This is a genomic window from Brevundimonas denitrificans (assembly GCF_030160755.1).
Classification (GTDB): Bacteria; Pseudomonadota; Alphaproteobacteria; order Caulobacterales; family Caulobacteraceae; genus Brevundimonas; species Brevundimonas denitrificans.
Genome location: NZ_BSOY01000011.1, coordinates 1 through 26,739, shown reverse-complemented (window position 1 = coordinate 26,739; position 26,739 = coordinate 1). Strand labels below are relative to the sequence as shown.

General features: G+C 69.1%; 29 protein-coding genes. 16 read left to right on the top strand and 13 right to left on the bottom strand.

Annotation, left to right across the window (positions count from 1 at the left end):
• Nucleotides 1–53 precede the first annotated feature (53 nt).
• Nucleotides 54–932 (top strand): UTP--glucose-1-phosphate uridylyltransferase GalU, encoded by an 879-nt coding sequence (gene galU / locus QQJ79_RS04210; protein ID WP_284221453.1) that lies wholly within the window; start codon nt 54–56, stop codon nt 930–932.
• Here galU and QQJ79_RS04205 read toward each other — a convergent pair whose 3' ends face one another.
• Nucleotides 933–1,160 carry a hypothetical protein gene (locus tag QQJ79_RS04205; RefSeq protein WP_284221451.1) on the bottom strand — a complete coding sequence of 76 codons (228 nt, stop codon included), beginning with the start codon at nt 1,158–1,160 and terminating at the stop codon, nt 933–935.
• 28 nt (nt 1,161–1,188) lie between these two features.
• On the bottom strand, nt 1,189–1,941 hold the full coding sequence (locus QQJ79_RS04200; protein ID WP_284221449.1) for an alpha/beta fold hydrolase: 753 nt from the start codon (nt 1,939–1,941) through the stop codon (nt 1,189–1,191).
• A 73-nt stretch (nt 1,942–2,014) separates the two neighbouring features.
• On the opposite strand from QQJ79_RS04200, the gene QQJ79_RS04195 reads away from it, so the two are divergent.
• From QQJ79_RS04195 to QQJ79_RS04145, 11 genes are all read left to right on the top strand, one after another.
• Nucleotides 2,015–2,992, top strand: coding sequence for a glycosyltransferase family 9 protein (locus tag QQJ79_RS04195; protein ID WP_284221446.1), 978 nt, complete (start codon nt 2,015–2,017; stop codon nt 2,990–2,992).
• A gap of 123 nt (nt 2,993–3,115) precedes the next feature.
• Nucleotides 3,116–3,637 carry a translation initiation factor IF-3 gene (infC, locus tag QQJ79_RS04190; RefSeq protein WP_284221445.1) on the top strand — a complete coding sequence of 174 codons (522 nt, stop codon included), beginning with the start codon at nt 3,116–3,118 and terminating at the stop codon, nt 3,635–3,637.
• A gap of 144 nt (nt 3,638–3,781) precedes the next feature.
• Nucleotides 3,782–5,752, top strand: coding sequence for an alpha/beta hydrolase family protein (locus QQJ79_RS04185; RefSeq protein ID WP_284221443.1), 1,971 nt, complete (start codon nt 3,782–3,784; stop codon nt 5,750–5,752).
• Between the two features lie 97 nt (nt 5,753–5,849).
• A complete protein-coding gene (locus QQJ79_RS04180) occupies nt 5,850–7,103 on the top strand; it encodes an MFS transporter (protein ID WP_284221441.1) in 1,254 nt (417 codons plus the stop codon).
• Nucleotides 7,104–7,264: 161 nt separating this feature from the next.
• The gene (rpmI, locus tag QQJ79_RS04175) at nt 7,265–7,462 is read left to right on the top strand and encodes a 50S ribosomal protein L35 (RefSeq protein ID WP_003166435.1); all 198 of its coding nucleotides are present in this window, start codon (nt 7,265–7,267) and stop codon (nt 7,460–7,462) included.
• Nucleotides 7,463–7,516: 54 nt separating this feature from the next.
• Nucleotides 7,517–7,873 (top strand): 50S ribosomal protein L20, encoded by a 357-nt coding sequence (rplT, locus tag QQJ79_RS04170; protein ID WP_284221408.1) that lies wholly within the window; start codon nt 7,517–7,519, stop codon nt 7,871–7,873.
• A 142-nt stretch (nt 7,874–8,015) separates the two neighbouring features.
• Nucleotides 8,016–8,219, top strand: a complete 204-nt coding sequence (locus tag QQJ79_RS04165; protein WP_055827449.1) for a dodecin family protein — start codon at nt 8,016–8,018, stop codon at nt 8,217–8,219.
• A gap of 66 nt (nt 8,220–8,285) precedes the next feature.
• Nucleotides 8,286–9,362 (top strand): phenylalanine--tRNA ligase subunit alpha, encoded by a 1,077-nt coding sequence (gene pheS / locus QQJ79_RS04160; protein ID WP_284221404.1) that lies wholly within the window; start codon nt 8,286–8,288, stop codon nt 9,360–9,362.
• A 4-nt stretch (nt 9,363–9,366) separates the two neighbouring features.
• Complete coding sequence (locus QQJ79_RS04155) at nt 9,367–9,798, top strand: hypothetical protein (protein ID WP_284221403.1); 432 nt, start codon at nt 9,367–9,369, stop codon at nt 9,796–9,798.
• On the top strand, nt 9,795–12,257 hold the full coding sequence (gene ytpR / locus QQJ79_RS04150) for a YtpR family tRNA-binding protein (RefSeq protein WP_284221402.1): 2,463 nt from the start codon (nt 9,795–9,797) through the stop codon (nt 12,255–12,257). Before QQJ79_RS04155 ends, ytpR begins: the two co-directional genes overlap by 4 nt.
• A gap of 252 nt (nt 12,258–12,509) precedes the next feature.
• A complete protein-coding gene (locus QQJ79_RS04145) occupies nt 12,510–13,127 on the top strand; it encodes a DUF1134 domain-containing protein (protein ID WP_284221401.1) in 618 nt (205 codons plus the stop codon).
• 107 nt (nt 13,128–13,234) lie between these two features.
• On the opposite strand, the gene QQJ79_RS04140 is transcribed toward QQJ79_RS04145, so the two are convergent.
• The 4 genes from QQJ79_RS04140 to thpR form a co-directional block, all read right to left on the bottom strand.
• Nucleotides 13,235–14,110, bottom strand: coding sequence for a Rossmann-fold NAD(P)-binding domain-containing protein (locus QQJ79_RS04140; protein WP_284221400.1), 876 nt, complete (start codon nt 14,108–14,110; stop codon nt 13,235–13,237).
• Between the two features lie 3 nt (nt 14,111–14,113).
• Nucleotides 14,114–15,349, bottom strand: coding sequence for an NAD-dependent epimerase/dehydratase family protein (locus QQJ79_RS04135; protein ID WP_284221399.1), 1,236 nt, complete (start codon nt 15,347–15,349; stop codon nt 14,114–14,116).
• 84 nt (nt 15,350–15,433) lie between these two features.
• The gene (locus tag QQJ79_RS04130; RefSeq protein ID WP_284221398.1) at nt 15,434–15,970 is read right to left on the bottom strand and encodes a GNAT family N-acetyltransferase; all 537 of its coding nucleotides are present in this window, start codon (nt 15,968–15,970) and stop codon (nt 15,434–15,436) included.
• Nucleotides 15,967–16,506: an RNA 2',3'-cyclic phosphodiesterase gene (thpR, locus tag QQJ79_RS04125; RefSeq protein ID WP_284221397.1), complete on the bottom strand. Its 540-nt coding sequence runs from the start codon at nt 16,504–16,506 to the stop codon at nt 15,967–15,969. Before thpR ends, QQJ79_RS04130 begins: the two co-directional genes overlap by 4 nt.
• Nucleotides 16,507–16,630: 124 nt before the next feature.
• On the opposite strand from thpR, the gene QQJ79_RS04120 reads away from it, so the two are divergent.
• Nucleotides 16,631–17,389 carry a Bax inhibitor-1/YccA family protein gene (locus QQJ79_RS04120; RefSeq protein WP_284221396.1) on the top strand — a complete coding sequence of 253 codons (759 nt, stop codon included), beginning with the start codon at nt 16,631–16,633 and terminating at the stop codon, nt 17,387–17,389.
• Between the two features lie 119 nt (nt 17,390–17,508).
• Here the strand turns inward: QQJ79_RS04120 and QQJ79_RS04115 are convergent, their stop codons facing one another.
• From QQJ79_RS04115 to QQJ79_RS04100, 4 genes are all read right to left on the bottom strand, one after another.
• The gene (locus tag QQJ79_RS04115; protein WP_284221395.1) at nt 17,509–17,841 is read right to left on the bottom strand and encodes a DUF2794 domain-containing protein; all 333 of its coding nucleotides are present in this window, start codon (nt 17,839–17,841) and stop codon (nt 17,509–17,511) included.
• A gap of 364 nt (nt 17,842–18,205) precedes the next feature.
• The gene (locus tag QQJ79_RS04110; RefSeq protein WP_284221394.1) at nt 18,206–19,534 is read right to left on the bottom strand and encodes a S1C family serine protease; all 1,329 of its coding nucleotides are present in this window, start codon (nt 19,532–19,534) and stop codon (nt 18,206–18,208) included.
• A 27-nt stretch (nt 19,535–19,561) separates the two neighbouring features.
• Nucleotides 19,562–21,010, bottom strand: a complete 1,449-nt coding sequence (locus QQJ79_RS04105; protein ID WP_284221393.1) for a sensor histidine kinase — start codon at nt 21,008–21,010, stop codon at nt 19,562–19,564.
• Nucleotides 21,011–21,017: 7 nt separating this feature from the next.
• A complete protein-coding gene (locus QQJ79_RS04100; protein WP_284221391.1) occupies nt 21,018–21,830 on the bottom strand; it encodes a response regulator transcription factor in 813 nt (270 codons plus the stop codon).
• A gap of 192 nt (nt 21,831–22,022) precedes the next feature.
• On the opposite strand from QQJ79_RS04100, the gene QQJ79_RS04095 reads away from it, so the two are divergent.
• Entirely contained in the window at nt 22,023–22,817 is a 795-nt protein-coding gene (locus QQJ79_RS04095; protein WP_284221389.1) for a DUF3313 family protein, read from the top strand.
• Here QQJ79_RS04095 and QQJ79_RS04090 read toward each other — a convergent pair.
• Nucleotides 22,814–24,004: an acyl-CoA dehydrogenase gene (locus QQJ79_RS04090; RefSeq protein WP_284221386.1), complete on the bottom strand. Its 1,191-nt coding sequence runs from the start codon at nt 24,002–24,004 to the stop codon at nt 22,814–22,816. The two genes, QQJ79_RS04095 and QQJ79_RS04090, sit on opposite strands and share 4 nt — an antisense overlap.
• Nucleotides 24,005–24,099: 95 nt before the next feature.
• Between QQJ79_RS04090 and QQJ79_RS04085 the strand changes: the two genes are divergently transcribed.
• On the top strand, nt 24,100–24,366 hold the full coding sequence (locus QQJ79_RS04085) for a DUF6356 family protein (RefSeq protein ID WP_284221385.1): 267 nt from the start codon (nt 24,100–24,102) through the stop codon (nt 24,364–24,366).
• Nucleotides 24,363–25,547 carry a CaiB/BaiF CoA transferase family protein gene (locus QQJ79_RS04080; protein ID WP_284221383.1) on the top strand — a complete coding sequence of 395 codons (1,185 nt, stop codon included), beginning with the start codon at nt 24,363–24,365 and terminating at the stop codon, nt 25,545–25,547. Before QQJ79_RS04085 ends, QQJ79_RS04080 begins: the two co-directional genes overlap by 4 nt.
• A gap of 6 nt (nt 25,548–25,553) precedes the next feature.
• Here QQJ79_RS04080 and QQJ79_RS04075 read toward each other — a convergent pair whose 3' ends face one another.
• On the bottom strand, nt 25,554–25,943 hold the full coding sequence (locus tag QQJ79_RS04075) for a hypothetical protein (RefSeq protein WP_284221382.1): 390 nt from the start codon (nt 25,941–25,943) through the stop codon (nt 25,554–25,556).
• 36 nt (nt 25,944–25,979) lie between these two features.
• Nucleotides 25,980–26,739 (bottom strand): 2-oxoglutarate dehydrogenase complex dihydrolipoyllysine-residue succinyltransferase (odhB, locus tag QQJ79_RS04070; protein ID WP_284221381.1); only part of this gene is annotated, 760 nt, incomplete at its 5' end.

The window sequence follows — 26,739 nt, the reverse complement described above, 5'->3', positions numbered from 1 at the left end:
GCATCCGGACGCGAATGCGTTACGCTGCGGCGTCTCGCTGTTCAGGATCGCCCATGACCGTTTCCGCCCGCCGCCTTCGCAAGGCCGTCCTGCCCGTTGCGGGTCTGGGCACCCGGGTCCTGCCCGGCACCAAGACCACGCCGAAGGAACTGCTGAACGTCGTCGACCGGCCGATCCTCAGCTACATCGTGGAAGAGGCGCGCGAGGCCGGGATCGAGCACATCGTCTTCGTCACCGGCCGCTCCAAGGGGGCGATCGAGGACTATTTCGACCACCAGATCGAACTCGAGGCCCAGCTGCTGGCCAAGGGCAAGACCGACATCCTCGACGCCATGATCGCCGAGCTGGCGACGGCGGGCGAGATGAGCTTCACCCGGCAGATGCAGCCGCTGGGCCTGGGCCACGCGGTCTGGTGCGCCCGCGACATCATCGGCGACGAACCCTTCGCCGTCCTGCTGCCCGATGTGATCGTGGATTCCCAGCCAGGCGCCCTGAAACAGCTGGCCGAGGTCTATGCCGAGGTCGGGGGCAATGTCATCGGCGTCGAGGCCGTGCCCGAGAGCGAGACCCACAAATACGGCATCGTCGATCCCGAGACCCGCGACGGCCGCCACATCCGCATGAAGGGGATGGTCGAGAAGCCGCCCCGCGGCGAGGCGCCGTCCAACCTGTCGATCTCGGGCCGCTACATCCTGCAGCCGGAGATCTTCGGCATCCTGGAGACCCAGCCCCGCGGCGCCGGCGGCGAGATCCAGCTGACCGACGGCATGGCCCGGCTGATGAAGGACCAGACCTTCACAGCGGTCGAATACGAGGGCGTGACCCACGACTGCGGCGACAAGATCGGCCTGTTGCGGGCCAATGTCGCCCTGGCGCTGAAGCGGCCGGATCTCGGAGAGGCGGCCCGCGCGGCCATCACCGCCCTGCTGTAGTCACCCGTCGTTGGGCAGGCGCGTCGCGCCGCCGGAGATGCGGCAGACGTGGTCATTCTGCGGACGGCCGCTCTGCTGGCCGGTCGGGACGAGGATGCCGCCACGCGCCTCGCAGCTGTCTGACAGCCGGCGCAGTTCGTCAGCATAGTGGCTGGGGCCCGTGGTCGGGGCGCAGGCGGCGAGGGCGAGCAGAAGGGCGACGGGGGCGGCGACGGTCAGGGGACGCATGGCGGGGGCTTCCTTGCGATGGAGTCCCTCAAGTAAACGCCTGAAGCCGCATCCGTTCAACCGCCTCGATCAGACGCTCCAGATCATCGGGCGCAGACAGGCGATGGTCGCCGCCCTCGATCAGGTCGAGACGGACGTCCCCCCCGGTCAGACGCTCGACCAGGGCCGTGGCGTGCCTCCAGGGCACCACGTCGTCAGCCCGGCCCTGAAGGATATGAACCGGCGCGGCGATCGGCAGGGGCGCGCCCAGCAGCAACCAGTCCCGACCTTCCTCGAACATGGCGAGCGTGAGGACGTATTCGCCGAACCCCTCCTCAACGATGGTGATTTCGCCGTCGCGCAGGATGGTTTGGCGCTCGTGGTCGGCAAGGCCGGGCCACATCAGCCGTTCGGTGAAATCCTGGGCCGGATTGATCAGAACCAGGCCGGCCATCCGCCCCGGTCGCGCCAGGGCCGCCAGCAAGGCGACCCAGCCGCCCATGGAAGAGCCGACCAGAACCACCGGTCCTTTAAGGCTGTCGATCATGCAGATCGCATCCTCGCGCCAGCGCCCGATCGTCGCCTTGCGCCAGTCGCCGGACGACCGGCCGTGGGCGAAATGGTCGTAGCGGACATAGTCCCAGCCGCGTTCACGGGCCGCGGCGTCCAGCGCCATGGCCTTGGTTCCCTCCATGTCGGAACGGAAGCCGCCGATCCAGACCACGGTCGGGCCTTCGCCGTCGACCCGGCGGTACGCCAGGGTCTCGCCCCCCCGGCAGGTCAGATGCTGGATGTCGTCCAATCGCGGCTCCTCTCGCGAAAGTCCTCATGGACTGATAGCGAACCGGGGAAAGCGAAGCGAAGGCCAAAAACGCGTGACAGATACCAGAACTGCCAGGAAGGTCCTGTTCGTCACTTCTAACCGCATCGGCGACTGCGTCATATCCTCCGGCGTGATCCGCGAGATCGCCCGGCAGGTTCCGGGCGCCCGGATCACCGTCGCCTGCGGCCGGCCGCCGGCCCCCTTCTTCCGCTCCGCGCCGGACGTCGAGCGGGTCATCATCCTCGACAAGAAGAAGCTGGCCGGACACTGGTTCGACCTTTGGCGTCAGGTCGTGGGCACGCGCTGGGACCTGGTCATCGACATCCGCGGCTCGGCGCTGAGCTGGCTGATCCCGGCGAAACGGCGCGTGGTCTACAATCGCGGCTGGGAGACGGGGCTGCGCAAGGTCGAGATGGTGTCGCGCATGATGGGCGCGCCGGACCCGCTGGATCCCGAAATCTTCCTCGACGCACAGGCTGTCGCCGACCGGCAGGCGGTGCTTGATCCGCAGCTGGCCGGCGGAAGCGGTCCCGGTCCGATCATCGCCCTGGCCCCGATCGCCCACCAGCCGGGCAAGAGCTGGCCGGCCGAGCGCTGGGGCCAGCTGGTCGAGAAGCTCAAGGCCGAGCCCCGGTTCGACGGCTGGCGCTTCATGGCCGTGGGCGGACCGGGCGACCGGCCGCCGGCGACCCCGGCGCTGGAGGCCGCCGGCCCCCGCGGCATCGACTTCATCGGCAAGGGCGACATCCTGGCCTCGGCCGCCGCCATCGACGTCGCCGACCTGTTCGTGGGCAATGATTCCGGCCTGATGCATGTCGCCGCCGCCCTGGGCCGCCCGACGCTGGGCCTGTTCGGCCCGACCGAGTGGTGGCTGTACGGCCCGTGGGGTCCGCGGACCCGCACCGCCGCCTCCAACGAGACCCGCGGCGAGTTCGCGCCCATCGAGGCGCTGACAGTCGACCGTGTCTTTGAGGCCGTCCTCGACCTTCACGACGCCTACATCGGCGGCCGCGCGCCGCTCAAACCTTGAAGACCGGGGCTTTCGCGGTCATATAGGCCCGGTAAGGGGAACGCCGCGATCCGTCGCGCGCTCATCCTCGTCAGAACTCCGCCTCTTCGTCCACACAAGGAACCGACGCTCATTCGCCGTCCGATGAACCAGCCGCCCGTCAAGGATGGGCCGCCCATGAACCAAGATATCCGCGCGCCGCGCGTTCTGCTCATCGATCAGAACGGCGAGAAACAGGGCGTCATGCCGACGTCAGCCGCGCTGGAAGCCGCCGAAGAGGCCGGCATGGATCTGGTTCAGATCGTCTCCACGTCCGAGCCGCCGGTCTGCAAGATCCTCGACTACGGCAAATTCCGCTTCCAGGAGCAGAAGAAGAAGGCCGAGGCGCGCAAGCGCCAGAAGGTCGTCGAGCTGAAAGAGATCAAGCTCCGCCCCAACATCGACGTCCACGACTATGAGGTGAAGGCCAAGGCCATGCACCGCTTCTTCGACGAGGGCGACAAGGTCAAGGTGACGCTGCGCTTCCGCGGTCGCGAGATGGCTCACCCGGAACTGGGCATGAAGCTGCTCAACAAGGTCCAGGCCGATTTCGAGGAGATCGCCAAGGTCGAATATGCGCCGCGCATGGAAGGCCGCCAGATGATCATGATCCTCGCGCCGAAATAACGGTCGCGCGCCTCCGACTTCGAAAAGCCCCGACCGGAAACGGCCGGGGCTTTTTCTTTTGGTCGCGCCCCCTTGCAACCGCAGTACAGGGCGATGGAAAAGGATACCCGGCAAAGGGGAGTATCCGCCGTGTTCAAGCTTGGGATGAGGGCGTTCGCTCTCGCGGTCGCCGCGCTGTGCTACGCGGCCAATGCGGGCGCCTGGGCCCAGAGCCCGGCACCAGCGCCCCTTGAGGCCTATGGCGCGACCCCCGCCATCGAACTCATCCAGCTGTCGCCCAGCGGCGAGCTGATCGCCCGCATCACGGTCACCGGCGAAACGCGCTCTCTCGCGGTCACCCGGATATCGACGCGTGAGGACCTGTTCGTCGGCGATATCAGCGTCATCAAGGTGCGCGACCTGCGCTGGATCGGCGAAGGCCGGGTCCTGGTGGTGACCTCGCAGACGCGCAACATCGCCTCGCTGGGCGTGCCGCGGTCAGAACTGTTCTTCGGCCAGGTGCTCGACCTGGAGACACGGAGGGTGGTGCAGGTGCTGGACCGCACGCTGGATGTGCTGCCGGTGCTATACGGGCCCGCCTCGGTCCGCAACACCAGCGACGGCGACACCCTGTTCGTGCGCGGCGTCAGCACCACCAATGACCAGGCCAACCTACACCGCGTCGACCCCAGAACCGGACGCGGCCGCTCGGTGGCCTATATGGACAGCACGACCGACGACTATGTGCTGGACGGCGAAGGCGAGATCATCGCCCTGTCGCGCTATGATGAGCGCACCGGCCGCTGGTCGCTGCGCCTGCCCCAGGGGTCGGGTCACCGCGAGGTCTGGACGGTCGATGCCCCGGTCGACGTTCCGGCGCTGCTGGGCTTGGGCCGCACGCCCCGCACCATCGTCGTCAGCGCCGACCGGCCGGACCTCGCGCCCGACGACGCCGGGTCCGGGCCCTCCGAGGTCCTGTTCGAGGTCAATGTGGACACAGGCGAGTGGAGCCGCCTGCCGTTCGAGCACGACCCGGACTTCCTGGTGCACCACCCGAGGACCCGTCTGCTGGTCGGCGGCGGCCGCGATGAAGAGGCGGGCGTCCAGTACGAGTTTCTGGATCCGCAGGCCTCGCGGCGGTGGTCGTCCGTCGAAAGGGCCTTCAGGGGCAAGGCTCCGCGACTGGTGTCCTGGAACGACGCGCTGAGCCGGGTTGTCGTCTTCACCGACACGGGCGAGGCGGGCCAGTATCAGCTGGTCGATTTCGATCTTCGCACCGCCGACATCGTGGCGGACGCCTATCCGGCCATCGCGCCCGAACAGGTGGGCGCGGTGCGGTCGATCCACTACGCCGCCCGGGACGGGCTGGACATTCCAGGATACCTGACCCTGCCGCCGGGCGTGACCGACCCGTCGGGCCTGCCGCTGGTGGTGCTGGCCCACGGCGGACCGGCGTCGCGGGACGTGGCGGGTTTCGACTGGTGGGCCCAAGCGCTGGCCTCGCGCGGCTATGCGGTGCTGCAGGCCAATTTCCGGGGTTCGACCGGCTACGGCCGCGCCTTCCTTGAGGCGGGGTATGGCGAATGGGGCCGCAAGATGCAGACGGACCTGTCCGACGGGGTGCGCTGGCTGGCGGCCGAGGGCGTCATCGACCCCGACCGCGTCTGCATCGTCGGCGCCAGCTACGGCGGCTATGCGGCGATGGCGGGCCTGACCCTCGACAGCGAGGTCTATCGCTGCGGCGTAGCCGTCGCCGGCGTGTCGGACCTGCGCCGGATGGTCAACTGGGAGGCGGAGCAATCGCGCCACAGGAACAATCAGACCGTCCGCTACTGGAACCGGTTCATGGGGGCGGCGCGGCTCAATGACCGGACCCTGGACGACCTGTCCCCGGCCTTTCTCGCGGCCTCGGTCGACAGCCCCCTGCTGCTGATCCACGGCAGGGACGATACGGTGGTGCCCATTGAACAGAGCCGGGTCATGGCCGAGGCTCTGCGTCGGGCCGGCAAGCCGGTCGAGTTCGTGGAGCTGCCGGGCGAGGATCACTGGCTGTCGCGGTCCGCGACCCGCCGGCAGATGCTGGCCGAGACGGTTCGCTTCCTCGAGGCGAACAATCCGGCGCGCCGTGCGGACTGACCGGCGACCAGGGCGAAGATCGCGTTTGCGAGCTCCGCCTTGCGCCCCCGCGCGATCTGTCTGACACAGGGGTCGCCTCCCGCCCGAGTATGCCCCTGTGACGTCAGCCGCCCTGCCCCAGCCTCCGTCTCGATCGGCGCTGTTCGTCCTGTTCGGGGTGGTGTTCATCAATCTGGTGGGGTTCGGCATCGTCATCCCGCTGCTGCCCTTCTACGGCCAGACGCTGGACGCGCCGCCGTGGCAGGTCGCCCTGATGTTCTCGGCCTATTCGCTGGGTCAGTTCGTGGCCGAGCCCTTCTGGGGGCGGCTGTCGGACCGCATCGGCCGCAAGCCGGTGCTGATGATCACCATCCTGTGCAACGCGGCCGGCTATCTGGCCCTGGCCTTCGTGCCCAACATCTGGCTGGCCATCGTGGTGCGGCTGTTCACGGGCATGGGCGCGGGCAATGTCTCGACCGCCCAGGGCTATGTCGCCGACGTCACCCCGCCCGAGCTGCGCGCCGGCCGGATGGGACTGATCGGCGCCGCCTTCGGTCTCGGCTTCATCTTCGGCCCCGCGATCGGCGGCCTGCTGACCCGACCGGACCTGGGCGCGCTGGGCTACCAGCTGCCGATCTTCACCGCCTCCGGACTGTGCGTCCTGGCCGCCATCGGGGTCGCCGTCCTGCTGAAGGAGAGCCGGGTCAAGGCGGATCCCGCCGTGGCCCGCCCGGCCTTCCTCGGCGGGGTGCATGACGCCGTATCCAACCCGGTGGTGTCGCGCGTGCTGCTGGTCACCCTGATCTATATGGCCGGCTTCTCCGGCATGGAGTCGACCTTCGGCTTCTGGACCGAGGCGCGCTACGGCTGGACCGCGCGCGAGGTCGGCCTGTGCTTCATGGCCGTGGGGATCGTCTCGGTCATCTGCCAGGGCTTTCTGGCCGGACGTCTGGCCCGGCGCTTCGGCGAGGCGCGGGTTCTCGCCGTCGGCTGCCTGGTCTTCGGCGCCGGTCTGGTGGGTCAGGTCGTCGCCAGCCGCCTGCTGCCCGACTCCGACTGGCTGGTGCCGGTGATCATGGCGGCGGGCGCCTTCGGCATGGCGGTGACCATGCCCAACATCTCGGCCCTGATCTCGCGCTCGGTCGATGCGGACCGGCAGGGCGCCATGCTGGGGCTGAACATGGCCTCCAGTTCGATCGCGCGCATCTTCGGGCCGATGATCGCCGGCGCCATTTTCTCGCAGATCGGCCACGACTGGCCCTTCCTGATCGGCGCGGCCCTGACCATTCCGGCGGCGGTGATGGCGATCAACGCCGGGCGGGCCTTCCGCAAGCGGCAGGCGGCGACGGCGGTCCCGGTCGCCGCGGAGTAGCGGACAGCCTTGCTTTCCCGCGCTGGCTGGCCTAGAAGCCGCGCCTTCGCGTACCGAACCGCCGGGCTAAAAGGCATGCCTGGGCGGTTCTCATCAGGGTTTCCAATCCGACGGCTCCAAAGGCCCAAAGAACCGGCAACCCACTCAAAAAGAGAGTGAAAATGCCCAAACTGAAGACAAAGTCTGGCGCCAAGAAGCGCTTCAAATTCACGGCGACTGGCAAGGTCAAGGCCGGCGTGGCAGGCAAGCGGCACCGCTTGATCAGCCACAACAGCAAATACATCCGCCAGAACCGCGGCACCTCGGTCATGGCCGACGCCGACGCCAAGAAGATCAAATCCTACATGCCGTACGCCTGATCGGCGCGCGCTGTTCGACTGATCTCCACGCATTGAATTTGAAAGGATAGCGACATGGCTCGCGTCAAACGGGGCGTAGTTTCCCACGCCAAACACAAGAAGGTTCTGAAGCAGGCCAAGGGTTTCTACGGCCGCCGCAAGAACACCATCCGCACCGCCAAGGCCGCGGTCGACCGCGCCGGGCAATACGCCTACCGCGACCGCCGCAACAAGAAGCGCTCGTTCCGCGCCCTGTGGATCCAGCGCATCAACGCCGCCGCGCGTCTGGAAGGCTTCACCTATTCGCAATTCATGCACGGCCTCGGCGAAGCCGGCATCGAGCTGGACCGCAAGGTTCTGGCCGCGATGGCCGCTGACGAAGCCGCCTTCAAGGCCGTGGCCGACAAGGTCCGCGACGCGCTGAAGGCCTAGGCTGACGCACCGAACCGATGAACGCCCGCTCCGGTCTCCGGGGCGGGCGTCGTCATGAGCGGACCCACGCAACCCCCGCCGCCCCGTCCCGTTGAGAAACCGTGGCCGCAAATTCCTGCGCGCCATCATCTCGGGGAATCCCATGTCCATCGCCAAGGTCACCGAAGTCACCGCCTCGTCCACCGTCAGCTTCGAGGACGCGCTGAAGCGGGGCATCGCCCGCGCCGACAAGACCCTCAACAACGTCGCGGGCGCCTGGGTCCAGGAGCAGAAGGTCGTGGTCAAGGGCGGCGAGATCGTCGAATACCGCGTCAATATGAAGGTCTCCTTCGTCCTCGAGGACTGAACCGTCACGCTTCCGTCCGGCGGGCGGGGTGACGAAACCGTCCGCGCCCGCTAGACGACGGTCGCAATGACCGATCTCGCCCAACTCGAACTCGACCTGATCAACGCCATCGGCTCGGCGGAGACCGCCGCCGCCGTCGAGGACCTGCGCGTCGCCGCCCTTGGAAAGTCCGGATCGATCTCCGGCCTGCTGAAGGGCATGGGCGCGCTGAGCCCCGATGAACGGCGCGAGCAGGGCCCGATGATCAACGGCCTGCGTGACCGGGTGTCCTCCGCCCTGGCCGCCCGCAAGGCCGAGCTGGAAGGCGCCGAGCTGGACGCCCGGCTGAAGGCGGAGCACGTCGACCTGACCCTGCCGTCGCGGCCGCGCCGCTCCGGTTCGGTCCATCCGACCATGCAGGTGATGGACGAGATGATCGCCCTGTTCGCCGAGATGGGCTTCGCGGTCGCCGAGGGGCCAGACATCGAGGACGATTTCCACAATTTCACCGCCCTGAATTTCCCGCCGAAACATCCGGCGCGGGAGATGCACGACACCTTCTTCCTGCGACCCGATCCGGAGACGGGCGAGCGCAAGGTGCTGCGCACCCACACCAGCCCGGTGCAGGTGCGGACCATGATGACGCAGAAGCCGCCGATCCGGATCATCGCTCCGGGCCGGACCTTTCGGAAGGACTCGGACGCCACCCACACGCCGATGTTCCACCAGGTCGAGGGGCTGGTCATCGACCGCGACATCCACATGGGTCATCTGAAGTGGACGCTGGAGACCTTCGTCGCACGCTTCTTCGAGGTCGACGGCGTCGACGCCCGCTTCCGGCCGCACCATTTCCCCTTCACCGAGCCCTCGGCCGAGATGGACATCCGCTGCGACCGTTCGGGCGGCGAGCTGAAGCTCAACCAGGGCGACAGCTGGATGGAGATCCTCGGCTGCGGGATGGTGCATCCCAATGTGCTGCGGAACTGCGGCATCAATCCCGACGAGTTTCAGGGCTTCGCCTTCGGCATGGGCGTCGATCGTCTGGCCATGCTGAAATACGGCATTCCGGACCTGCGCCCCATGTTCGACGCCGACACCCGCTGGCTGGCCCACTACGGTTTCTCCGCCTTCGCCGCCCCCAATTCCGCCTCTGGCCTGAGCTGATCCCATGACTGAAGACACCCCGAAAATGTCCCCCGCCGAGGCCGCCGGGCGCGCCATGGTCGCGCGCACCAGCTTTGAGAAGGAGGCCGTCTGGCTTCCGGTGCTGGCCGTGAACCACTGGAACGCGGGCGAGATGGTCATCACCGGCAAGACCTTCACCGACTGCGTCATCGAGGGCCCGGCGGTGATGGCGGTGATGAACGGCACGACGTTCGACGGCTGCAACATGGGCGCGGCCGCCAATCCCCGGAACCTGCTGCTCAAGCCGCTGGGCGACAAGATCGTCGGGGCGATCGGCATGGCCGACTGCCGCTTCGTGCGTTGCCGCTTCGCCCAGGTGGCGTTCACCGGCGATGACGCGCTGCTGGCGGAGCTGGAGTCCGGCATCAGCGCCGGCAACAGCGCGATGGAGCAGGCCGGGGGCGACGCGGCGTGAAATTCACCCTCTCCTGGCTGAAGGAGCATCTCGACACGGACGCCGACGTGGCGGTCGTGGCCGACGCCATGACCATGGCCGGTCTGGAGGTCGAGGACGTCCATGACCCGATCGCGGCCCTCGCCCCCTTCACCGTGGCGCGGATCGTCTCGGCCGAACAGCATCCCAACGCCGATCGCCTGCGCGTCTGCCAGGTCGATACGGTGGATGGGCCGAAAGAGATCGTCTGCGGCGCGCCCAACGCCCGCGCGGGCCTGACCACCATCTATGCGCCGATCGGCGCCTTCGTCCCCGGACTGGGCGTGACCCTGGTCGAGAAGCCGGTGCGCGGCGTGGTCTCGCACGGCATGCTGTGCTCGGCCTCGGAGCTGGAGCTGGCCGGCGAGAGCGACGGCATTCTCGAACTGGCCGACGATCTGGCCGTGGGAACCCCGGCGGCGGGCGTCTTCGGCGCCGAGCCTGTCATCGATTTCGAGGTGACCCCCAACCGGCCCGACTGGCTGGGCGTGGCGGGGATCGCGCGCGATCTGGCGGCGGCGGGCCTCGGCCAGCTGAAGACGCCCCCGATCCTGCCGGTCCCCGGAACCTTCCCCTCGCCGATCACGGTGCGGATCGAGGCGCCGGAGATGTGTCCGGTCTTCGCCGGACGGCTGATCCGCGGCGTGAAGAACGGCCCCTCGCCCGAGTGGCTGCAACGGCGGCTGACGGCCATCGGCCTGCGCTCGATCAGCCGGCTGGTCGATGTCACCAATCTGATCGCCTACGACCGCTGCCGGCCCGCCCACGTCTATGACGCGGCCAAGCTGGTCGGGACTGAGATCGTGGTGCGCGGCGGTCACCTCGCCGAGAGCACGACTGCGGTTCATCTGAAACTTCGTGATGACACTCCATTCGACAAAGGTGACGGTCCCCACCGCGAGCATTTGATCGCGCTCGACGGCAAGACCTATGCCGTGGACCCGACCATGTGCGTCATCGCGGATGCGGGCGGCGAGCGGCCCATCGGCCTCGGCGGCGTCATGGGCGGCGAGTCGACCGGCTGTTCGGACGAGACCGTCGACGTCTTCGTCGAGTGCGCCTGGTTCGATCCCATTGTCACGGCCCAGACCGGCCGGACCCTGGCGCTCAACTCGGACGCCCAGTACCGGTTCGCGCGCGGCGTCGACCCCGCCTCCGTCGCGGCCGGCGTCGAGCTGGCCACCCGCATGATCCTGGACCTGTGCGGGGGCGAGCCGTCCGAGCTGGTGGTGACGGGTCAGACCCCGGCCGCCCCGGCCGCCTTCGCCTTCGACCCGGCCCGCGTGGCCTCGCTCACCGGCCTGTCGCTGGACGACGACCGGATCGCTGAAATTCTGAGCCGCCTCGGTTTCGAGGTGGCCCGCGGGACCCCGTGGACCGTCACGCCGCCGTCTTGGCGCCGCGACGTCGAGGGCACGGCCGATCTGGTCGAGGAAGTCGCCCGGATCGAGGGCTACGGCGCCCTGCCGTCCACGCCCCTGCCTGACCTCGGCGCCCCGTCGCGGGGCGTGCTCAATCCGCGCCAGGCGCGGGTGCGGCTGGCGCGGCGCGCGCTGGCGGCCATGGGCTACGCCGAGGCGGTCACCTGGTCGTTCACCAAACAGTCGACGGCCGCCCTGTTCGGCGGCGGGGACGACGCCCTGCGCGTCGAGAACCCGATCGCCGCGGATCTCGACTGCATGCGGCCCTCGGCCCTGCCCAACCTGATCCAGGCGGCGGCGCGCAACGCCGCGCGCGGCCATGCCGACGCCGCCCTGTTCGAGATCGGCCCCATCTATCTGGACGACAGCCCGACCGGACAGCGCACGGTCATCGCCGGTCTGGTGGCCCCGCGCGCCGCGCGCCACTGGGGCGCCGCCCCGGAAGATGCCCTGTTCGGCCTCAAGGGCGACCTGATGGCCCTGCTGGAGGCGCTGGGGGCGCCCGTGGCGTCGCTGCAGCTGGCGCAGGGGCAGAACCGCGACTGGTGGCACCCGGGCCGCTCGGCGCGTCTGCAACTGGGTCCGAAGAACGTCATGGTCGAGTTCGGGGCCCTGCACCCGCGCGTGCTCAAGGCGCTAGACGCCGACGGACCGATGCTGGCCTTCGAGATCGTGCTGGACGCCGTGCCGGAGCCGCGCGGCGCGAAGTCCAAGGCGCGCGGACCCGCCAATCTGGCCAACCTCATGCCCCTGACCCGCGACTTCGCCTTCGTGGTCGAGGACGGCAAGGCCGTGGGAGATCTGGTCCGGGCCGTCGCCGGCGCTGACAAGGCGCTGGTCGCCGGGGTGTCGGTGTTCGACGTCTATCGCGGCGCGGGCGTACCCGAGGGGATGAAGTCGGTGGCGCTGGAGGTTTCGATCCAGCCGGTCGAGGCGACCCTGACCGAGGCCGAGATCGAGGCGTTGTCGGCCAAGGTCGTGGCGGCGGCGCAGAAGCTGGGCGCGACGTTGAGGAGCTGACACGGCGGCGGGGTGATTGGTGGTTGGTGATGGGTGGTTGCGCCGTCACTGCCGGCGGGAGGGCGGCGCGGTCCGCGCGACAGCCGAGGCGTCGGCCAACCACCAATCACCCGCCACTCCGCCCCTCAGGGACGGCCGCCCGGCAACCTCTCGTTAACCTCGCCGCCGCAAGGCTGACTCAAAGAGCGGTGACGGTGCCAGCAAGCGCCCGCGCGAGTCGGGCGAGCCGTCCCCGCCTATCGGAGCCAACTCATGCATCGCCGCCAAATGATCCTGTCGGGCCTCGCCGCCACCGCCGGCGTCTCCGGCCTGTCCGCCTGCGCCACCGCCGGACAGCAGCCCGGCGACCCCGCCTATCCGATCGCCTCGGACGGGCAGGCGCCGGCCTATACGGCCGATGAACTGATCGCCGCCGGGTCGCGCGAACTGGGCATCGCCGCCGAGGCCCTCGGCGGCGCCATCGAGCGCATCTTCGCCGAACAGGGCGACCGCCCGACCGCCTATATCGCCGGCGAGGAAGCCTCCGGCGCCGTGGGCGTCGGCGCCCGCTACGGCCGCGGGGCCCTGCACATGAAGGACCTGTCGGCTTCGCAGGAAGTATTCTGGCAGGGCATTTCGATCGGCTGGGACGTCGGCGGCAACGCCAGCCGCGTCTTCACCCTGGTGTACGGCCTTTACCACCCCGACATGATCTATCGCCGCTACCCCGGCGTGGAAGGCTCCGCCTATCTGGTCGGCGGTCTGGGCGTGAACTACCAGCGCGCCGACGGCATCGTCCTGGCCCCGATCCGCACCGGCGTCGGCCTGCGACTGGGCGCCAACGTCGGCACCATGGCCTACAGCCGGCAGCGGAATCTGCTGCCGTTCTAGCGAGTGATTGGTGGTTGGTGATTGGTGGCTGGCCGGCGGTTGTTCGACGGCGCGGCCGGCGCCGCCCTTCCGCTGACAGCGGTGCGGCAACCACCAACCACTAACCACTAGCCACCCAGCATCGCCTCGAGCCCGTCCCGCCACGTTGGATACTTCGGCCGCCAGCCGAGCTCGGCCTTGGCGCGGGCGTTCGAGAGGCGTTTGGAGTCGAGATAGAAGCGCCGCATGGCGTCCGACACTGACGGATCGTCGAGGTCGATCTCGGGCGGCGTGGGCAGGCCGAGGCGGCGCGCGGCGCCTTCCATGACCACGTCAGCCGGGGCGGGCTCGTCGTCGCACAGGATGTAGGCGGCGCCGGGCCGGGGGCGGGCCATGGAGGCGAACAGGCCCGAGACGACGTCGTCGACATGGACGCGGTTGAACACCTGTCCGGGCTTGCGCACGATCCGCGCCGTGCCGTCGCGCAGCCGGTCCAGCGGCGAGCGGCCGGGGCCGTAGAGGGCCGGCAGGCGGAACAGCTGCACCGTCAGACCCATGCCCTGCCCGGCGTCCAGCCAGTCGCGCTCGGCCCGCACGCGGCGCGCGCCCTCCAGCGAGGCGGCGTTGAGTTCGCTGTCCTCAAACGCCCAGCCGCCGGCGCGGTCGCCATAGACGGCGGTCGAGGAGACATAGCCGATCCAGTCGGGCCAGACGTCCGTGGCCGCCAGGGCCGGCGACAGGGCCTTCAGTCCCGGACAGCCGTCGGCCACGGGCGGGGCGCAGACCAGGATGGCCGAGGCCCCGGCCACGGCGTCGGCCAGAGCCGGCGCGTCATTCGGGTCGATGGCGGCGAGCCCTTCGGCCGCCAATGCAGCCCGCCGGTCCGCATCGCGGCTGGTCAGGACGGCGCGGCCGCCCCGGCGCACAGCCTCGAGACCGACGGCCCGGCCCAGCCAGCCGCCGCCGTAGACCAGCAGCGAGGGTGAGACGGCCGCGCCAGCCATGGATCAGGCCGAACGCGCCTGTGCGGGGGCGGGCGGCGGCGTGACGACGGTCGGCGAGGCCTTCACCGCCTCGGCCCGTTTGCCGTTCCAGGTCGAGACGCACGGCACCTTCGACAGGTCGGCGCGGTCGGCGTAGCGGCGGGCGATGCCGGTCACATCCTGCATCAGGCCCTCGGCGAGGGTGATGGGTTTGAGCCCCAGTTCGCGGAACTGGTCGTTGGCCACCACCAGTTCGTTCTCGTCTGCCTCCTGACGGGGATTGGGCACATTGTGCACCTCGGCCCCGGTCATACCGGCGATCATGGCCGCCAGGTCGCGCACACGGCGGCTCTCGGTCATCTGGTTGAGGATCTTGACCCGGTCGCCGGTCCCGGGCGGGTTCTTCAGCGCCAGTTCGACGCAACGGACCGTGTCCTGGATGTGGATGAAGGCCCGCGTCTGGCCGCCGGTGCCGTGGACCGTCAGCGGATAGCCGACCGCCGCCTGCATCAGGAAGCGGTTCAGCACCGTGCCGTAGTCGCCGTCATAGTCGAAACGGTTGATCAGCCGCTCGTCCTTGCGGGTTTCCTCGGTCTGGGCGCCCCAGACGATGCCCTGGTGCAGGTCGGTGATCCGGACGCCGTCGTTCTTGGCGTAGAACTGGAACAGCAGGGCGTCCTGGGTCTTGGTCATGTGATAGATCGAGCCGGGGTTCGGCGGGAACAGGATCTCCTGTTCGGTGGGGCCGAAGTCGGTCTGGACGGTGACCTTCAGATAGCCCTCGGGGATGCGCAGGCCGGCGGTGGTGTAGCCATAGACGCCCATGGTGCCGAGGTGGGCCAGATGGACGTCCCGACCGCTCTCGACGATGGCGGCCAGCAGATGGTTGGTGGCGTTGATGTTGTTGTCGACGGTGTAGAGCTTGTGCCGCGCCGACTTCATCGAATAGGGAGCCGCGCGCTGTTCGGCGAAATGGACGACACTGTCGGGCTTCCAGTCGTTGATCAGGGCGACCAGCCGATCAAACTCCTTGCCGACGGTCATGTTGACGAAGTCGATGCTCCGGCCGCTGATTTCCTTCCAGGCGGCGATGCGCTCGCCCATGGTCCGGATCGGGGTCAGGGACTGGACCTCGAGTTCATTGTCGATGTTGCGGCGGCTGAGGTTGTCGACGATGCAGACGTCCCAGCCCTGCGCCGACAGATGCAGCGCGGTCGGCCAGCCGCAGAAGCCGTCGCCGCCCAGAACCAGAACCCGCATACGCTCACCCTCGTCGTTTCCTGCCCCCCTGACTAGCGGAACGCGCCAGCCGGTCAAAGCGTCAGTGTTTCGCAGAATTCGGCGTCAGCGCGGTCGGGCGCGCCATTCCGCGCGGCTCTGACCCCAGCGGTCGATGGACAGTTCGTGGAAGGGCGGCGGCAGGCGGGTGGGGCCGAGATTGCGCGAGCCGATCCGCTCCGCCAGCCGCTGCGACGGTGTGTTGTCCGGATCGATGCAGTGGATGACATCGGTCCAGCCCAGAACGTCGAAGGCGTAGTCGATGGTCGCCGTCGCCGCCTCGACGCCATAGCCCTTGCCCTGGGCGTCCGGATGCAGGCCCCAGCCGACTTCCGTGCCGGGCCAGCCGTGCGGGGTCCATGGACCGATCCGGCCCAGCCACAGGCCGGTGTCGCGCTCGACCAGCGAGAACATGGAGATTCCGGTCAGGCTCCATGCCCCGGCCATGGTCATGAATCCTCGCCAGGCGACCGCCGCGGGCTGGGCCCCGCCGAGGAATTTCGCCGCCTCGGGATCGCCCATCATCTCAGCCCAGCGGGGGAAGTCCTCCATGGCGATGGGCCGCAGGGTCAGGCGTTCGGTTTCCAGCACGGGTCCGGTCAAAGGACATACTCCCTCTCGAGGTCATAGCGGCTGCCGTCATGGGTCAGGACGCTGGAATACAGGCCGAACCGGTCGATCCGGATCGGCGGAGACTGCAGCAGGTTGTGTTCGGCGATCCAGGCCCCGATGCGGGCGGGATCGGCATGGGGCTTCAGATAGGCCAGGGTCAGGTGCGGGCGGTAGTCGCGGCGCTCGATGCTGATGGCGGCGCGCTCGGCGGCGCTGCGGCACCGCCCGGCGAGGACCGACAGCCGTTCGTTCGCCTCGACTCCGGCCCAGATGGCGTGGGTGCGGTGACCGTCGCCGAAGGCGCCGACGCCGGACAGGGCGATCTCGAACGGGCCGCCGGTCGCCGCCCGCTCCAGTTCGATCGACAGGTCGTCCGCCCGGCGCTCGTCGATCTCGCCATAGAAGGCCAGGGTGATGTGCAGCTGATCGACGGTGCGCCAGTTCGCGCCCGGCAGGCCGGTCTGGCGGCGGGCGAGCGCCTCCGCGACGTCATCAGGGACAGACAGGGCGGTGAACAGCCGGATCATGCGACCCTTGGTAGCGGCTGGAAACGCGCGACCCAAGTCCGGTTTTCCTTGCGGAAGGACGAGGTGCGCCCGATATTTGCGCAAAGGCCGGGATCGCCCGGCCCAATGGAGGACCGATCTCGCCATGAGCGATTTCAGAAACGGCTACACTACCGCGCCCGCCACCGCCGACATGTCGGTGGACGCAGGCCTGCGCGGCTTCATGCTGGGCGTCTACAACAAGGTCGCCCTTGGCCTGCTTGTCTCGGCCGCCCTGGCCTGGCTGACGGGCTCCTATCCTCCGGTCCGTGACCTGATGTTCGCGACCGCTGTCTTCCCGGACGGCGTCGAACGCCTGACCGGCTTCACCCTGCTGGGCATGATCGTGGCCTTCTCGCCGCTGGTCATCCTGCTGGGCTCCAACTTCCTGATGAAAAACCCGAGCCCGTCCGCGGCGGGCGGCCTGTACTGGCTGATCGTGGCCCTGATCGGCGCCTCGATGGGCACGGTGGTGCTGGTCTATACCGGCGCTTCGGTGATCCAGACCTTCCTGATCACGGCCGCCGCCTTCGGCGCGTTGAGCCTGTTCGGCTACACGACCAAGAAGGACCTGACCGGCATCGGCAGCTTCCTGATCATGGGCGTGATCGGCCTGATCATCGCCTCGGTGGTGAACATCTTCCTGCAGAACACCATGATGCAGATGATCATCAGCATCGCCGGCGTCCTGATCTTCGCCGGCCTGACCGCCTATGACACCCAGCGGCTGAAGATGACCTACTACGCCCTCGGCGGGAACCAGACCGCCATGAGCGTGGCCACCAGCTACGGTGCGCTGAGCCTGTACATCAACTTCATCAACATGTTCCAATTCCTGCTGATGCTGTTCGGCGGACGCAGGTAGGTTGCGCTAACGCTCGCCGCGCGGCGGCTCGCTGCTTGTGCGCGTTTCGCCTCAAGTCGTGCGAAGCACGGCAGGCCAAAAAAAGAAGTGGGGCCCCGGTGGAAACGCCGGGGCCTTTTCTATTCGACGACCGTGAATTTCCGGCTGTCGAAGACCCGCAGCACCTGGGCCAGGTCGCGGCCCCGGCGCAGCACGACGCCGCCCTCGCCGATCACCGCCCACTGCCCCTGTTTGAGGCGCAGGGCCGGGCGTTTCTCGATGCGGTAGAGGGGGGCGTCGCCAGAGCGGCGGAAGACGGCGAACTCGGCGACATCCCTGTGCCCGACCATGGCGTAGTCGCGCCACTCGGACGCCGCGACCATCCGGCCATAGACCCGCAGGATCAGGTCGAGTTCGCGCCGGTCGAAGAAGACCGGGCCGGGAACGGACTGCAAATCAGCGGCGTCGCTCATCTTGGGAAGGTTACGCCGCCATGGTGAAAACGCCAGTGGGGCGGCGTGCATTCCAAGCAGTGGCGTCGGCGAACACTGTGTCTGGAACGCCGCGACGCAAACAATTCGTGACGAACATGAAATAGCCTCGCTTCCGCCCAGCGCCCGCCCCCTTGGGGGGCGACACGGAAGTCATCGGCCTGTTGGAGTTCGGAGCGTTTCCGGATCCTGAACAGCCCCCCCAGCCCCTCCTGGATCACTCCACCAAGGGCTCCGGCGGGCCGATGCTTCCTCCAAAGCGAGACGCCCGCTCCGCCACCCTCCCCCCTCCGGCAGAGCGGGCGTTTTGCTGTCCGGGGGTCAGCGGGCGGTCAGCCCCGGCCGGTCAGGGCAGGATGATCTCGACCGGCTCGCCGCCCCGCACCACCGACAGGACCCGCCGGCCCTCGCCGCCCAGCGACGCGGCCAGCGCATCGAGACCCGTGATCGGCGTGTCGTCGATCAGCGGGATCAGGTCGCCCGCCTGCAGCCCCGCGGCCGCGGCCGCCGAACCGCCCTCGACCGCAAACACCTGCAAGCCCTCGGAAGCGAGCCGCACGGATGCGCCCCGCGCCATGACCACATCGGCGCCGGTGATGGAGGTGCGTTCCGATGGCGTTTCGACGGTCAGGGTGGTTCGCCCCTCATGCCCTTCCCGCAGATAGACGACGTCAAGCCGGGTCCCGCGCTCGGCGATTCCGATCGTGGCGGCGACGGTGCCCGCATTGGAGACCGGACGGTTCTGGATCCGGGTGATGACGTCGCCGCGCTGGAGGCCCGCGGCCTCGGCCGAAGAGCCGGGCGCGACGTCCTCGATCACCGCGCCGCGCACGATGCCGAGGCCGAGATCACGGGAGCGCTGGGCGTTAAGCGAGCCGAAGATGGCGCCGGTGGTCCCGCGCTTGACCTCGCCGCTCTCGCGCAGCTGGGCGACGACATACATCAGGATGCGGCTGGGCACGGCGAAGGCGATGCCGTCATTGCCGCCGCCGCCTCCGGACAGGATGGAGGTGTTGATGCCGATCAACCGCCCGCGGCTGTCCAGCAGCGGACCGCCGGAGTTGCCCGAGTTCACGGCCGCGTCGGTCTGGATATAGTCCTCGATCCGGTCGCCCATGCCCGAGCGGCCCATGCCCGAGATCACGCCCATGGTCAGGGTCTGGTCCAGGCCAAGCGGATAGCCGACCGCGAAGGCCAGATCGCCGGTGCGCAGGGCATCGGAATTGACCACCTCGATCTGCGACAGGCCGAGTCCCGAAACGGATGGCGCCTCGATCTTCAGCACGGCCAGGTCCGTGGCCTTGTCGGTGCCGATCAGCACCGCGTCGAAGATGCGGCCGTCGGTCATGTCGACGGTGAATTTCCGCCCGCCCTCGACGACGTGGTTGTTGGTGACGACGATGCCCTCGCGGGCGTCGATGATGGCGCCCGAGCCGCTGGAGATCGGCCGGGGTTCGTTCTCGCCGGAACTGGGGCCCTCGGACTGGCCCAGGGTGGTGACCTGGACGACGGCCGGCAGGGCGCGTTCAAGACCGGTGGCGAAGGTGAAGACGCCCCGCTGGGCGTCGAACGGCACCGGCGACTGCTGCGCGGCGGCCGGCGTGGCCGCCAGCAGAGGGACCGCGACGACAAGCGCCAGCACGGACAGACCGCCGGCCCGGATGATGGAACGCATCGCCAATCCCCTGTTGTTCCACTGACCCTAGCGCGAGAAACGCGCCGTGACGACAGCCCCCGGACCGGCGTCATCAATCGTCATGGCTGCGCCGTGCCGCTTGAGGATGGCGCGTACAAACGCCAGCCCCATGCCATGGCTCTCGCGCCCCTCGTCGGCGGCCTCGGAAACCGCCCGGGCGGGGTCGTCGAGCAGGTCGGGATCGAACCCCGGCCCCTGATCGGCGACCGACAGGACGGGCTTGCCGTCGTCGAGCCGCACAGTGAGGGTCACCACACCGCTCCCGGGTGAGAATTTCACCGCATTGTCCACCAGATTGGTCACGGCCCGCTGCAAGAGCGACCGCACCCCGAGGACGGAGACCGGCGAGACTTCGATCTGGATCACCACGCCGCGCTCCTCGGCCAGGGGCTGGTAGAGGTCCGCCGCCGAGGCCGCCAGCCGATCCAGCCGCACCGTCTCGAAGACCCATGCCTCGCCGTCGCGCAGGGTCATGGCCTCGTTCATCGCCCGGGTCAGCCGGGTCAGGTCGGCGCGCGCCTCCTCGGCCAGGGCGCGCGCCTCGGGCGTGGCCGAAACCTCCTTCAGCCGGTCCAGCCGGGCCGAAGCGCGCGCCAGCGGCGTGCGGAAGTCATGGGCCAGCTGATCGGCCGAATCCCGCAGCCAGCTCAACAGCTCCTCCAGCCGATCGAGGGTCAGGTTCACCTGGCCGGTCAATTCGGTCAGCTCGGGCGCCACCGCCGTCTCGGGCGCCCGGACCGAGAAGTCTCCGACGGACGCGAGATCCAGCGCCCGGCTGACGTCGGCCACGGCGTTGGTGAGGCGGCGGCGCGCGAAGGTCGCCGCCGTCAGACCGAAGGCCAGCAGCAGGACTCCGGCGGCGGCCACCGCCGCCACGGCCCAGCCCCAGGCCTGTCCCGACCGGTCGACGACCCGCCCGACGGCGATGTCGAGCGCCCCCACCGACTGGCGCACCACCACGACTTCCACGGCGCGCGAGCGGCACAGCACCCCGCGCTCGAGCTGGACGACATAGACGCCGTCACCGAGCCGCGGCGCGCGCTCCCCCCGGATGGTCTCAAGCGCCGCCAGGCCTGCGGGCTTGCCGACCGGCGCGCGGATGAACCGCACCCCGGCCCCACCCTGGCCGGTGCGGCAGGTCGCCTCCAGACTGCCGGCCTCGCGCGCCGGACCGGCCTGGAAGGCGCTCAGCCAGGCCGACAGATAGGCGGCGTCGGCCGCGGTGATGTTGGCGGCGGTCAGCGACGATTCCACCCCAAGCTTGCCGACCATGGAGCTGTAGTCGTTCAGCGCCGCGAGAGCCGCCTTCTCGCGTTGGTCCATCCTGACGGCCGCGCTGGTGACCATCAGCGAACCGGTCAACGCCAGGGCGGCCATGACGGCGATGCCCGCGGCCAGCTGGGTCGAGGTGCGTCGCGCCAGCCAGGCCCGCAGGCGAAGGAAGCGGAAGGGCACCGCGACCTCAGCCCGTCCAGGCGGACAGGTCGCGGAAGATCAGGCTCTGGCTGCGGGCCGAGACGATCAGGGGGTGCAGGTCCTCGCCCAGTTCGGGCGCCTGTTCCTTGAGCCGGCGGCGCAGGGCGCTGATCCGGGCGTCGATGATGTTGACGAAATTGTCCGGCAGGAAACGCCATTCGACCCAGCAGCGGTCCCACAGCATGGTCTTGGTCACCGGTTGGCCGCGCGCGGTCATCAGTTCACAGACGATCGCGAATTCCAGCGGCGACAGGTCGATCAACCGCGCACCGCCGGGGGCGTCGAACTTCAGCGTCCGGGCGCCGAAGGCCAGCCGGAAGGGGCCGTTGACCAGATCGCTCCCGACCGGGCCCGCCCGCCGCGCGGCGCGGCGCAGCTGGGCGGCGATCCGGGCCAGCAGCTCCTCGTCGCCGACCGGCTTGGACAGATAGTCGTCGGCGCCGCCCAGCAGGCCCTCGACCTTCTGCCGCTCGCCGCCGAGGGCGGTCAGCATCAGGGCCGGGGCGTCGGCGCAGGGCCCGCCGCCCGCGCGCACCCGCTTGAGCGTCTCCAGCCCGTCCAGTCCGGCGGTCAGGCGATCAAGGATGAGGACGTCAAAGGGCGCGGCCGCGGCGGCGATGGCGGCCTCGCCGCTGTCGACCCGTTCCACGGACCCGAATCCGGCCCGCAACAGCCGCTCGGCGACGTGTTCCGACAGGGCCGGGTCGTCTTCCAGCAGGAGGGCGCGGCGACCGGCGAAGACATCGCGCAACTGGGCGAACGGATCGTCGCCGTCGATGCCTGCCACTTCCCCGTCCATCGCGCCACTCCCGCCTTCACCGACGATACGGCGTTGAAGCGGAATGACAATGCTCAACGGACCGCGTTCGCGCAGACTAGGACCAGCGCCCTTGCGCAAGGGATGACGGTTCCTGACGCAGGCGTGCCGGCCGCCGCCGCCGGATGCATCCGAATCGGCTCCCGGCACGTAGCTTGAGGCCAAGGAGCCTCAATGACCTTCAGATCCCTGCTTCCCGCCGGCCTTCTGGCCGTTTGCGGCCTCGCCGCCTGTCAGACCGCGCCGACCGCGGACAGCGGATTCCTGTCCGCCTATGACCGGCTTGAGGCGCAGGAAGGAACCGTGCGCGCCTCGATCCGGCAGCACCGGGACGAGACGCGGGCCTCCGGGATCGAGCAGGTCTGGCTTGAGCCGGCGGTCCTGGTCGGCCCGGTCGGCGGCAGCCTCACCGACGAGGATCGCGCCCTGATCCTGCGCGAGGTCGACCGGCAGGTCTGCTATGAAATCAGCGAGCGCTTCACCCTCGCTGCCTCCCCTGACGGCGCCGCGCGCGTACGAACCGCCGTGGTGCGGATCGACCCGACAGGGCCGGAAGGCTCGGCCGTGGCGGCGGTGGCCAACGCCTTCATCCCCGGTCCGGGCACGGTCCGGGTGCCCGGAACGACCGGCGGGCTGGCGGCCGAGGCGGAGCTGCTGGACGCAGCGGGCGCCCAGGCGGCGGCCCTCGCCTGGGCCCGCAACGCCAATGTGCTCGGGACCGATTCGCCGTCGCTTTCGCGCGTGGGCGACGCCCTGCAGATGGCCGAGCCCTTCGCCGACGCGGTGGGCGACGCCTTCGCGCCTGTGGATCGGCCGGTCCGGGCGATCCCGGACCCGGACCCCTGCGGCCGCTTCGGGCCGCGGAACCAGCCGGGCGGCTTCCTGACGCGGCTGGTCACCGGCCTCTATGTGCCCGAGGTCAATACAGGGACCCGCGAGGACGCCCCCGCCGGAACGCCCCGTCCCTAGAAAGCGCTCTGTCCCGTGATCGCCCGGCCGAGGATCAGGGCGTGGACGTCGTGGGCGCCCTCGTAGGTGTTGACGGTCTCGAGGTTCATGGCGTGACGCATGACGTGCATTTCGCCGGTGATGCCGGCGCCGCCGTGCATGTCGCGGGCCTCGCGGGCGATGGCCAGGGCCTTGCCGCAGTTGTTGCGCTTCATCATCGAGATGGCCTCGGGGACCCAGGCCCCCTGGTCGAGCAGGCGACCCAGCGCGAGCGCCCCCTCGAAGCCGAGGAAGATCTCGGTCTGCATGTCGGCCAGCTTCTTCTGCACCAGCTGGCGCGAGGATAGCGGGCGGCCGAACAGCATGCGCTCGCCGACATAGTCGCGCGTCAGATGGAAACAGGCCTCGGCGGCGCCCATGGCCCCCCAGGCGATGCCGTAGCGGGCCTTGTTCAGGCAGGAAAAGGGACCGCGCAGGCCCTTGACGCCCGGCAGCAGGTTCGCTTCCGGGACGAAGACGTCGTTCAGGCCGATGTCGCCGGTGATGGAGGCGCGCAGGGACAGCTTGTCGCCGATCTTGTCGGTGGTGAAACCGTCCATGCCGCGTTCGACGATGAAGCCTCGGATCACGTCGTCGAGTTTCGCCCAAACGATGGCCAGGTCGCTGATGGGCGAATTGGTGATCCAGTATTTGGCGCCGTTCAGGCGATAGCCGCCGTCCACGGCCACGGCCTTCGTCTTCATCGAGGCCGGGTCGGAGCCGCCGTCCGCCTCGGTCAGGCCGAAGCAGCCGACCAGTTCACCGGCCGCCATGCGCGGCAGGAAGCGCATCTTCTGCTCTTCCGAGCCGAAGGCGTAGATCGGATACATGGCCAGCGACGACTGGACCGACATGGCCGAGCGATAGCCGCTGTCGACCGCCTCGATCTCGCGCGCGATCAGGCCGTAGGCGACGTGGCTGACCGAGGAGCCGCCGTACTGTTCCGGCAGCATGGCGCCGAGAAAGCCCATCTCGCCCAGCTCGGTCATGATGGCGCGGTCGAAGGTCTCGTCGCGGAAGGCCTCGACCACGCGCGGCAGCAGCTTCTCGCGGGCGTAGGACCGGGCCGCGTCCTGGATCATCCGCTCGTCGTCCGTCAGCCGGCCCGACAGGTCCAGCGGGTCGTCCCAGCGAAAGGTCTTGGAGGGAGCGGAGGCGCCGTCGGCCATGGGTCGTCTTTCTCAAGCGTGGCGGAGGCGCGCGGTTTAGGCCAAAATGCACCGGTCGGGTAGAGGGACGGCCCGACGCAGTCTAGACTGGCGCCATGAGCCGCACCTTTCATCGCCTGTTCGTCGAACACCCGCGCGAGGTCGACGAAAGCTATTTCCATCATATGGCCGCCTCGTCGCGGTTCGGATTCCGCCTCCTGAAACTGGCCAGTTGCGCCTTCATGCATGCGCTGGTGCCGGGCGTGCACAAGGCGACGGTGTCCAAGGCCGTCTGCTGCATGGCCGAAGAGATGGACGGCCGGGCCCGGGAGGCGCGCGAATGCCGGATGCGCGACGCAGGGGTGTGGGACCCGGGGCTTTGAGCGCAGCGAGCGGCCCCCTCGCGGGCGTCCGCGTCCTCGATCTCAGCCGCGTCCTGGCCGGGCCGTGGGCGACGCAGATGCTGGCCGATCTGGGCGCCGAGGTGATCAAGATCGAACGCCCCGGCGTCGGCGACGACACCCGGGCCTGGGGCCCGCCCTTCACGACAAAGGCGGACGGGTCGAAGGGCGACGCGGCCTATTTCCTGTGCGCCAACCGGGGCAAGAAGTCGGTCGAACTGGACCTCGCCACGCCCGCGGGGGCGGAGATCGTCCGGGAACTGAGCAAGACCTGCGACGTCGTGGTCGAGAATTTCAAGACCGGCGGGCTGAAGAAATACGGCCTCGACCACGCCTCGCTCGCGGCGCTCAATCCGAAGCTGGTCTACTGCTCCATCACCGGCTTCGGCCAGGACGGACCGGACGCGCACCGGGCCGGCTATGACTATATGATCCAGGCCATGGGCGGACTCATGTCCATCACCGGTCAGCCCGACGGCGCGCCGGGGGCCGAGCCGATGAAGGTCGGGGTCGCGGTCGTCGACCTGTTCACCGGCCTGTACGCCTCCAACGCCATCCTCGCGGCGCTGATGCACGCGCGGGCCACGGGACAGGGGCAGTCTATCGACATCGCCCTGTTCGACGTCCAGGCCGCCATGCTGGCCAATCAGGCGACCAACTGGTTCGTCTCGGGCAAGGCCCCGACCCGGATGGGCAACGCCCACCCGAACCTGGCCCCCTATCAGCCTTTTCCGTGTACGGACGGAATGGTTGTCATCGCGGTCGGCAATGACGGCCAGTTCCGGGCGCTGGCGGCGGCGCTGGGCGCTCCCGGCCTCGGCGCCGATCCTCGCTTCCTGACCAACGCCCTGCGCATCGAGCATCGCGCGGTGATGACGGCGGAGTTGTCGGCCCTGACCGCGGGCCAGACCATGCATGGGCTGCTGGCGGCGCTGGAAGCCGCGGGCGTGCCCTGCGGGCCGGTCAATACGATCGATCAGGTCTTCGACGAGCCGCAGGCGAGACACCGCGGGCTGGAGGTGACGCAGGATCGCGCCGACCTGTCGGCCCCCGTGCGGACGGTGGCCTCGCCGATCCGGATGTCGCTGACGCCCGTGGCCTACGACCGGCCGCCGCCGGCCTTGGGGGCGGATACGGATGAGGTGCTGGGCGGGCTGGGCTGAGCCGGTTCAGGCTTCGAAAGCCATGAAGGCGCAGTCGGCGAGCACGAGCAGCAGGACGAAGATGAGGATGGGCGCCGCCCACCGCTTCGCGCCGCCGACCGCTCCGTGCACCTCGGCCTCGTCGAGTTCGCCGACCTTGCCCGGCAAGGCATCCGCTTCCCAGTCGCTGGACGCTTCGACCTCGCGGGCGAACTCGCCGGACCGCATGCGGTCCATCAGATTTCGGGCCTCGGTGATCTGACGTGCGGGCGCGATGACCCGGACTCCGCCGATCGCATACAGCAGGTCGGGGTTCATGGTCGCCATGTCCCGATCAGGCAGCCGCGCCGCGATATTGTGTCGCCGGAGAAGCGCGACGGCGAGTTCACCTTCGGGAACGGTGACGAAGCGGGCCACCTCCAGCTCGTCATCCCGCCAGGACACAGGCGCGGCTCAGAGGTCCAGCAGCGCCCGGGCCGGATCTTCCAGCAGCTCCTTGACGCGGACGAGGAAGGTCACCGCCTCCTTGCCGTCGACGATGCGGTGGTCGTAGCTGAGGGCCAGATACATCATCGGCCGGATCGCCACCTCGCCGTTCACCGCCATCGGGCGCTGCACGATGTTGTGCATGCCCAGAATGCCCGACTGCGGCGCGTTCAGGATCGGCGTCGACATCAGCGAGCCATAGGTGCCGCCGTTGGTGATGGTGAAGGTGCCGCCCTGCAGCTGATCCAGGGTCAGGGCGCCGTCGCGGGCCGCCTTGCCGAGGGCGGCGATGCCCTTTTCGATGCCCGCCAGCGACAGCTGGTCGGCGTCGCGCAGGACCGGCACGACCAGCCCCTTTTCGGTGCCGACGGCGACGCCGATGTCATAGTGGTTCTTGTAGATGATGTCCGTGCCGTCGATCTCGGCGTTGACGGCCGGGATCTCCTTCAGGGCCGCGACCACCGCGCGGGTGAAGAAGGACATGAAGCCCAGCTTCACGCCATGGGCCTTTTCGAAGGCGTCCTTGTACTGGGTCCGCAGGGCCATGACGTTGGTCATGTCCACCTCGTTGAAGGTGGTCAGCTGGGCGGCGGTGTTCTGGGATTCCTTGAGACGGCGGGCGATGGTCTGGCGCAGCCGGGTCATCTTGACCCGTTCCTCGCGCGGCTGGTCGGCGCGCGGGGCGGCGGGCGCTGCAGCCGGGGCCGGGGCTGAGGCGGCCGGGGCG

What these genes read in the sequence shown, in the direction of transcription:
- QQJ79_RS04140 (WP_284221400.1), bottom strand. Translation starts at nt 14,110, where the DNA reads ATGGCTGGCGCGGCCGTCTCACCCTCGCTGCTGGTCTACGGCGGCGGC.
- QQJ79_RS04110 (WP_284221394.1), bottom strand. Translation starts at nt 19,534, where the DNA reads ATGCGTTCCATCATCCGGGCCGGCGGTCTGTCCGTGCTGGCGCTTGTC.
- QQJ79_RS04085 (WP_284221385.1), top strand. Translation starts at nt 24,100, where the DNA reads ATGAGCCGCACCTTTCATCGCCTGTTCGTCGAACACCCGCGCGAGGTC.
- QQJ79_RS04090 (WP_284221386.1), bottom strand. Translation starts at nt 24,004, where the DNA reads ATGGCCGACGGCGCCTCCGCTCCCTCCAAGACCTTTCGCTGGGACGAC.
- QQJ79_RS04145 (WP_284221401.1), top strand. Translation starts at nt 12,510, where the DNA reads ATGCATCGCCGCCAAATGATCCTGTCGGGCCTCGCCGCCACCGCCGGC.
- thpR (WP_284221397.1), bottom strand. Translation starts at nt 16,506, where the DNA reads ATGATCCGGCTGTTCACCGCCCTGTCTGTCCCTGATGACGTCGCGGAG.
- QQJ79_RS04155 (WP_284221403.1), top strand. Translation starts at nt 9,367, where the DNA reads ATGACTGAAGACACCCCGAAAATGTCCCCCGCCGAGGCCGCCGGGCGC.
- QQJ79_RS04165 (WP_055827449.1), top strand. Translation starts at nt 8,016, where the DNA reads ATGTCCATCGCCAAGGTCACCGAAGTCACCGCCTCGTCCACCGTCAGC.
- infC (WP_284221445.1), top strand. Translation starts at nt 3,116, where the DNA reads ATGAACCAGCCGCCCGTCAAGGATGGGCCGCCCATGAACCAAGATATC.
- QQJ79_RS04135 (WP_284221399.1), bottom strand. Translation starts at nt 15,349, where the DNA reads ATGCGGGTTCTGGTTCTGGGCGGCGACGGCTTCTGCGGCTGGCCGACC.
- QQJ79_RS04095 (WP_284221389.1), top strand. Translation starts at nt 22,023, where the DNA reads ATGACCTTCAGATCCCTGCTTCCCGCCGGCCTTCTGGCCGTTTGCGGC.
- QQJ79_RS04185 (WP_284221443.1), top strand. Translation starts at nt 3,782, where the DNA reads ATGAGGGCGTTCGCTCTCGCGGTCGCCGCGCTGTGCTACGCGGCCAAT.
- rpmI (WP_003166435.1), top strand. Translation starts at nt 7,265, where the DNA reads ATGCCCAAACTGAAGACAAAGTCTGGCGCCAAGAAGCGCTTCAAATTC.
- QQJ79_RS04100 (WP_284221391.1), bottom strand. Translation starts at nt 21,830, where the DNA reads ATGGACGGGGAAGTGGCAGGCATCGACGGCGACGATCCGTTCGCCCAG.
- rplT (WP_284221408.1), top strand. Translation starts at nt 7,517, where the DNA reads ATGGCTCGCGTCAAACGGGGCGTAGTTTCCCACGCCAAACACAAGAAG.
- galU (WP_284221453.1), top strand. Translation starts at nt 54, where the DNA reads ATGACCGTTTCCGCCCGCCGCCTTCGCAAGGCCGTCCTGCCCGTTGCG.
- QQJ79_RS04120 (WP_284221396.1), top strand. Translation starts at nt 16,631, where the DNA reads ATGAGCGATTTCAGAAACGGCTACACTACCGCGCCCGCCACCGCCGAC.
- QQJ79_RS04115 (WP_284221395.1), bottom strand. Translation starts at nt 17,841, where the DNA reads ATGAGCGACGCCGCTGATTTGCAGTCCGTTCCCGGCCCGGTCTTCTTC.
- QQJ79_RS04205 (WP_284221451.1), bottom strand. Translation starts at nt 1,160, where the DNA reads ATGCGTCCCCTGACCGTCGCCGCCCCCGTCGCCCTTCTGCTCGCCCTC.
- pheS (WP_284221404.1), top strand. Translation starts at nt 8,286, where the DNA reads ATGACCGATCTCGCCCAACTCGAACTCGACCTGATCAACGCCATCGGC.